Here is a 6,397-nt window from a genome sequence, read left to right as displayed (position 1 = left end):
CGTCCCTATACGGGGAGAGGATGCCGGCAGGCAGGTGAGGGGCGGCGCCAGCCCCGACAAATTCCAGCTATGATAGCCACCAGGAGACAGAAGACACGATGCAGCCTGACGAAACCCTGCTTCGCCTCGAGGCGGTCCAGAAGCGGTTCGGCGGGCTCGTCGTGCTCGATAACATCGACATCGCTATTGGCGCCAACGAGCTGATCGGGCTGATCGGTCCGAACGGCGCCGGCAAGTCGACGCTGTTCAACGTCATCACCGCGCTCTACACGCCGACCCAGGGGCGCATCCGCTTTCGCGGCCGCGACATCACCGGCACGGCGCCGCACCGCATCTGCAGGCTGGGCATAGCGCGCACCTTCCAGCTGGTTCGCACGTTCCTCACCATGACGGCGTTCGAGAACATCATGGTCGGCGCCGTCTATGGCTCCGGCGGGCGGGTCAGGCATGCGACATCGGCCGCCGAGGAAGCGCTGGAACTGGTCGGGCTGACGTCGAAGCGCGATGTCCGCACCGCGCATATGACGCTGTCGGACCGGCGGCTGCTGGAGATCGCGCGGGCCGTTGCCTCCAGCCCGGCGCTGCTTCTGCTCGACGAGCCGATGGCCGGGCTGAACCCGACTGAGATCCAGCGCATGGTCGACGTCATCCGCCGTGTGCGGGCGGAGAAGGGGGTGTCGATCCTGTGGGTCGAGCACAAGGTCGACGCCATCATGAAAGTGTGCAGCCGGGTGATCGTGCTCGACCATGGCGAGAAGATCGCCGACGGCACGCCCCGCGAAATCGTCGCCAACCGCAAAGTGATCGAGGCCTATCTTGGCGAACCGGCTGCTTGAAGTGAACAATCTGGAGGTCGCCTATGGCGATGTCGGCGCGCTGTGGGGCGTGTCGATCCATGTCGATCCCGGCACGATCGTCGCCATCGTCGGCGCCAACGGGGCGGGCAAGACGACGCTCCTGAAAACCATCTCCGGCCTGCTGAAGCCGAAGCGCGGCGAGGTCTTCCTCAACGGCGTCCCGCTCGCCGGCAAGGCGCCGGAGGCGATCGCCGGCATGGGCATCGCCCATGTGCCGGAGGGACGCGGCCTGTTCCGGCAGATGACGGTGCTGGAGAACCTCGAGCTCGGCGCCTTCCAGCCCAAGGTGCGCAAGCATTTCAGGCAATCGCTTGAAAAAGCCTACACGCTGTTTCCGCGCCTGAAGGAGCGGGCCGGGCAGAAGGCCGGTTCGCTCTCGGGCGGCGAGCAGCAGATGCTGGCGATCGCGCGCGCCACCATGTCGGACCCCTCGCTGCTCATCCTCGACGAGCCGTCGCTGGGCCTCAGCCCCATCGTGGTGCAGCAGATGTTTTCGCTGATCGAGACGCTGCACAGGCAGGGCGTCACCATCCTGCTGGTCGAACAGAACATCCACCAGGCGCTGAAGGTCGCCGACTACGCTTTCGTGCTGAAGACCGGCGAACTCGCCATGCAAGGCACCGGTGCGGACCTCATCGCCGATCCCGAAATCCAGAAGGCCTATATGGGCGTGTTGGAGGTGCAATGACTTTGAACATCCCGCCTCCCGACATCCTCCTGCAACTGTCGCTCAACGGCGCGCTGGGCGGCGCCATGTATGGTGTCGCGGCCGTGGGCTTGAGCCTGATCTTCGGCACCATGCGGCTGATCTTCCTGGCGCAGGGCGCGATGATCATCCTGGCGGCCTATTTCGTGCGGGCCCTGTTCTATGGGCTCGGCATCGACCCGTTCCTGTCGTTGCTGATCGTCGTGCCTGTCGGGCTCGGCGTCGGCTGGCTGGTCTATCAGGGACTGTTCCGCCGCGCCGCGGCCGAGGAGGATCGCAACATCTCGCTCTTGATCGCCGTCGGCCTCATGTTCCTGATCCAGAACCTGATGACGGTGGTGTGGGGCGGCAACACCGCGGCGGTGGTCACATCCTACACGGCGAGCGGCATCGAGATATTGGGCGTGCGCACCTCCTTCACTCGCTCGATGGGCTTTCTCATCGCGCTCGCCGGCACCGGGCTGGTGGTGCTGTTCCTGCGCTCCACGCTGGTCGGCAAGGCGGTGCGCGCGGCCTCCGAGGACATGGAGGCGGCGACGCTGATGGGCATCAGCCCGCACCGCGTCAACGCCATAGCGTTCGCCATCGGCATCTCGCTTGCCGGCGCGGCCGGCGTCGCCGTGGCGACGACTTTTCCGTTCAATCCGTTCGCCGGCTTTATCTTCAGCTTGAAGGCGCTGGTGGCGCTGGCGCTGGGCGGCATCGGCAATGTGGCGGGCGCGCTGGCCGGCGGCATCATCCTCGGCCTCATCGAGGCCTATGTGCAGTATTTCATCTCCGGCGGCTGGACCAACGCCATCGCCTACGGCGTGTTCCTGGCGGTGCTGATGTTCAAGCCGGAAGGCCTGTTCAGCCGGCCCTACAAGAAGGCTTGAGCGCCATGTTGAAGCAAGCCTTGCCGGAACGGGCGTGGACAGCAATCGCGATCGCGATCGTTGCCGCACTGGCGCTGGTGCCGCTGCTGCCGGGCGCGGTGGACTCCTACGCCTTCTCGTTCCTGTTCTTCGTCTTCCTCTACGCCATCATGGCGCAGGGCTGGAACCTCGTCGCCGGTTTCGGCGGCCAGATCAGCCTGGGCAACCACGCCTTCTTCGGGCTCGGCGCCTACACCACCGCCATCCTGTGGACCGGCAACTATCTCTGGGGCTCGCTCTATGACAGCCACCCGGACATCTATTATTTCGACCCGGTGACGATGGCGCTGGGCGGGCTTGTCGCGGCTGTCGCCGCTGTCATCATCGGCCTGCCGTTGCTGTCCAAGCTGCGCGGCGACTATTTCGCGCTCGGCACGCTCGGTTTCGGCGAGATCGTCAAGGTGATGTTCATCAATGGCGGCGACTTCACCGGCGGCGCCTTCGGCGTCGTCGCGCCCGCCGGCACGTTCGACACGCTGTTGCCGCACTATCTTGTCGGGCTCGGCCTGATGGCCGGCGTCGCGGTGGCGATCCGCCTCTTGATGCGCTCGCGCTACGGCCTGGCGCTGATCGCCGTGCGCGACGACGAGATGGCGGCGTCGGCCAACGGCATCGACGTGCTCAAGGTCAAGGTATCAGCCTTCGCCGGTAGCGCCTTCATCGCCGGCGTCGCCGGCAGCCTCTATACCTACTACATCTTCCATGTCGGCCCGGACTCGGTCTTCGACCTCGATTGGATGCTTCTGCCGCTGATGATGACCGTGGTCGGCGGCACCGGCACGCTCATCGGCCCCATACTCGGCGCGCTGGTCATGTACGCCGTGTTCGACCTGGCGAAAATCGTGGTGCCGGACTACCACCCGGTGATTTCGGGGCTGACGATCATCCTCGCCATGCTCTTCCTGCCGAAGGGGCTGATGCGGAGTTTTGGGGGGAGGGTGCGGGCGGCGTAGGGCGGCGCGCCGGCAGCCGGCTGGTGGTTCGGCATCCTACTCGTAGTGCTGGATCGGTGCCGGGGTGTTTGCCCTGCGCCTGCCGGCCGCTGACCTCTTGTTCCTGGCAGGCTTCGGGCGCGGATCAATGTATTTCGTAACTTTCAGGTCGCGCCGGAACTTGCGGATGAGGTCCTTCTGGGCTTTGTAGGCCTGGCTCTTGTCCTTGATGTCGAGACCGTCGAGGGCGCGCTTCACCGAGTGGAAACCGAGCGCCCGGTACGCCTCCATCTGCTCCTCGGAAAAGAACTGGTGGCTCGTCGATTCGTGCGGGAACACCGGATTGCGGCGCTCATAGTCGAGCACATAGTCGGGCTCGTCGCCGGTCACCGCGGCCTTGATGTAAAGCAGCAGCCCCTCTTCCTTCTGACCCACATAGGCTATGCGGCCGATCGCGAAATGATGGAGATGGGCGAGGCTTCCCGCCGGCTCCCGTTTCGACCTGTCCGCCTGGCGCTGGATGACGGTATCGCGGATCGGCTGCCAGTCCAGTTCGATGCGGGTGTTTTCATCGATCCGGATAAAGCGCTGCACATCGCAGAAGGCGCCGAAATTCATGCCGGGGTCGGCCTCGCCATCGACGACGACGATCAGTTTGCATTTGCGCTTCAGCAGCTGATAGAGGCCGAGATTGTCGAGATGGCCGCCATCGGTGATGTAGATGCGCGAGGAGTCCGACCGCAATATGCCGAAGGCCTCCTGGAACAGATAGAGACGCAGATATTCTTCCCAGCGGCGCTGTTTGGTCTCCTTCGGCGCGGGTTCGTCTTTTGCCGAGCTGCGATAGCTGTCGATGTCACGCCGGTAGCGCTCCCAGTAGAGCAGCTTCTGCGGATTGGCGAGCCAGAAGCCCAGCCGCAGATTCAGTATCGCCAATGTCGGACCGAGAAGGCCTATCCTGATGCGACCCATGCTGGACGAGACGGCGGCGCCGGAGATCGCCGCCGCTGTCGCCAGGTCCAACTGGTCCTCGCAATTCCCGAACCGCTCCGCTTCCGCATAGCCTGTCGCGTCGCTGCCGACATAGTTTTTCGAGAACACGAAGAACTCGGCGTTTCTGCCGCGCTTGGCCGGGTCGAACTCGGTGGTGATGTTCCCTTGCGCCGAACGCTTAACGTTCAGGGTCCCGTTCACCAACAGATAAGGCGCCTTCTTGCTGATCTCGTGCAGTTTCATCGCCTTCTCGTCGGTGTTGTTCAGCTCGAAAGCCGACTGAAGCCGGTCACGGTAGAGACGATGCAGGCCGTTGGCGTTCTCCGTGAAGAACAGCGTGATCAGCCAGACCGACAATGTCAGCCCAAGATAATTGCACAGCACCCACCACTGATCGTCCGTGCCGGCCGGGCGAACCGCCATCGCGGCCAGCACGGCAAGAACCAGTGCGGCGACGATGTAGAAGGCGATGCTGGACTTGATGGGGGGCGAACGCAGCCGGTCGACAAGGAAAGCGCGTCGTTCCCTCCAGTCCATATCATCGTCGGTTTTGTGTGATTTGTAGGTGATGATCCACGAGGCGCCGATCAGCACGGCCGTGCAAAGTACGAACCGCCAGAAGTAATTGGTGTCGGTCAGCCAGTGCGGCCCGAGCGCATAGGCGGCAATGATCCGGCTCGGCTGTTCCACGGAGATTCCCCACGAAGCCATGAACTTCGCCAGGACAGGGAATGTCTGCATGAGGTGGGTGAGCAGTCCGGCAAGCAGCGATGGCTGCGAACCCAAAGGCGGCTCAATCTTTATTCCCCAGGCCACCAGCATGATGAACAGGCCGTAGAGCAGCAGCGGCAGGGCCAGGCCCACCGCATAGAAAGCGGCCTTGGCCAGCAGCCCCTGCAGCCACGCGCCTGTCTTCTCTGTGTTCAGCGCCCGTTCGATCCAGCCGACCAGAACACCGCGGAACGCCGCCGTCGACGTGATCAGCGCGGCCGCGCTCGCCGCCAGCGCTTTCAGCGTGAAGCCGACATCCGGCGAGGTCTGCAGCCAGATGGCGAACTTGATCACATAGGGCTGCAACTCGATGATCACCGAGCTGCAGAACAGGATCAGCAGCCATCTGCCCGTCCTGGCGCCCCGGGACGAAGGCTCGGATATGTCCCTTGCCCTGTCGCCGCCCGCGAAGTCGACGATGGATCGCGACAGCGCCCAGCCGATGAGCCAGAGGCCGACCAGCGCGCCACAGACCTTGCTCATGATCCATGGGTTCTTGATGTAGTCATACAACCATAGCCAGCTGTCATTGTGATCCAGGGGGTAGCACCAGGGACCGGCGGGGTTCGGGCAGGCGAGGAAAGGCGGCAGGTCCGAAATCAGGCTGCGGTCGAGATGCGCCGTCGTCGGGTTGGCCAGGATGAGCAGGGTTGCCAGCGGCAACATCACCGTAAGCAGCAGCAGGAAGTTCACCATCAGGCCGCGCAGCAGGATCGCCAGCGAAAGCCCGATGTCGCTCAGCCCGTTGGGCGCCAGGAACTTGCTGTTGTCGCGCAGGTGCTTGACCTCGCTGGAATCGCTCCCGCTCTTGGTATCGGCGAAGGGGAATTCCAGTTTGGCAGGCTTCGTCCTGGGGTGGCTTTCCGCGCTTCGGGTCAGCGCCGCCACCATGCTCGTGCCGATGTAGCCGCCGCCCGAGACGGTGGACAGGTAGTCGATCTTCGGAATGAGGTCGTAGAGATGCAGGGCCTGCAAGGCGCCCAGCGAAAACGATGCCGAGCGGATTCCGCCGCCCGACAATGCGACGCCGAAAAGATTTTCAGGAACGGCGGTGGCAGCGATCCTGTCGTCGCGCCGCGCATGGATCGCCCTGTATTCGTCTGCGCGCACCCGATCGAATGCGACGGTGCCGTCATCAGCTTCGGCTGACGCGGCTGAACTGGCTGCCTCGGGCATAAACGTCCCCACGCCTATAGTTGAGGTGCCTGATTATTGCGCAATGCT

The 6,397-nt window shown here is 63.9% G+C and carries 5 protein-coding genes; 4 read left to right on the top strand and 1 reads right to left on the bottom strand.

What is annotated here, in order from left to right; all coding sequences use genetic code 11:
- Positions 1-98 precede the first annotated feature (98 nt).
- From J0I79_RS06900 to J0I79_RS06885, 4 genes are read left to right on the top strand one after another with little or no spacing between them, the layout of a single operon-like run.
- Positions 99-836 (top strand): ABC transporter ATP-binding protein, encoded by a 738-nt coding sequence (locus J0I79_RS06900; RefSeq protein ID WP_292855961.1) that lies wholly within the window; start codon positions 99-101, stop codon positions 834-836.
- The gene (locus tag J0I79_RS06895; protein ID WP_292855959.1) at positions 817-1,545 is read left to right on the top strand and encodes an ABC transporter ATP-binding protein; all 729 of its coding nucleotides are present in this window, start codon (positions 817-819) and stop codon (positions 1,543-1,545) included. The genes J0I79_RS06900 and J0I79_RS06895 overlap by 20 nt, the downstream gene beginning before the upstream one ends.
- The gene (locus J0I79_RS06890; RefSeq protein WP_292855957.1) at positions 1,542-2,438 is read left to right on the top strand and encodes a branched-chain amino acid ABC transporter permease; all 897 of its coding nucleotides are present in this window, start codon (positions 1,542-1,544) and stop codon (positions 2,436-2,438) included. The genes J0I79_RS06895 and J0I79_RS06890 overlap by 4 nt, the downstream gene beginning before the upstream one ends.
- Positions 2,439-2,443: 5 nt before the next feature.
- On the top strand, positions 2,444-3,430 hold the full coding sequence (locus J0I79_RS06885) for a branched-chain amino acid ABC transporter permease (protein WP_292855956.1): 987 nt from the start codon (positions 2,444-2,446) through the stop codon (positions 3,428-3,430).
- 36 nt (positions 3,431-3,466) lie between these two features.
- Here J0I79_RS06885 and J0I79_RS06880 read toward each other — a convergent pair whose 3' ends face one another.
- Positions 3,467-6,349, bottom strand: a complete 2,883-nt coding sequence (locus J0I79_RS06880) for a patatin-like phospholipase family protein (RefSeq protein WP_292855955.1) — start codon at positions 6,347-6,349, stop codon at positions 3,467-3,469.
- Between the last annotated feature and the right edge of the window lie 48 nt (positions 6,350-6,397).

Source organism: Mesorhizobium sp., assembly GCF_017306585.1.
In the GTDB taxonomy this organism is placed as follows: domain Bacteria; phylum Pseudomonadota; class Alphaproteobacteria; order Rhizobiales; family Rhizobiaceae; genus Mesorhizobium.
This window is presented reverse-complemented; position numbering and strand designations above follow the sequence as displayed.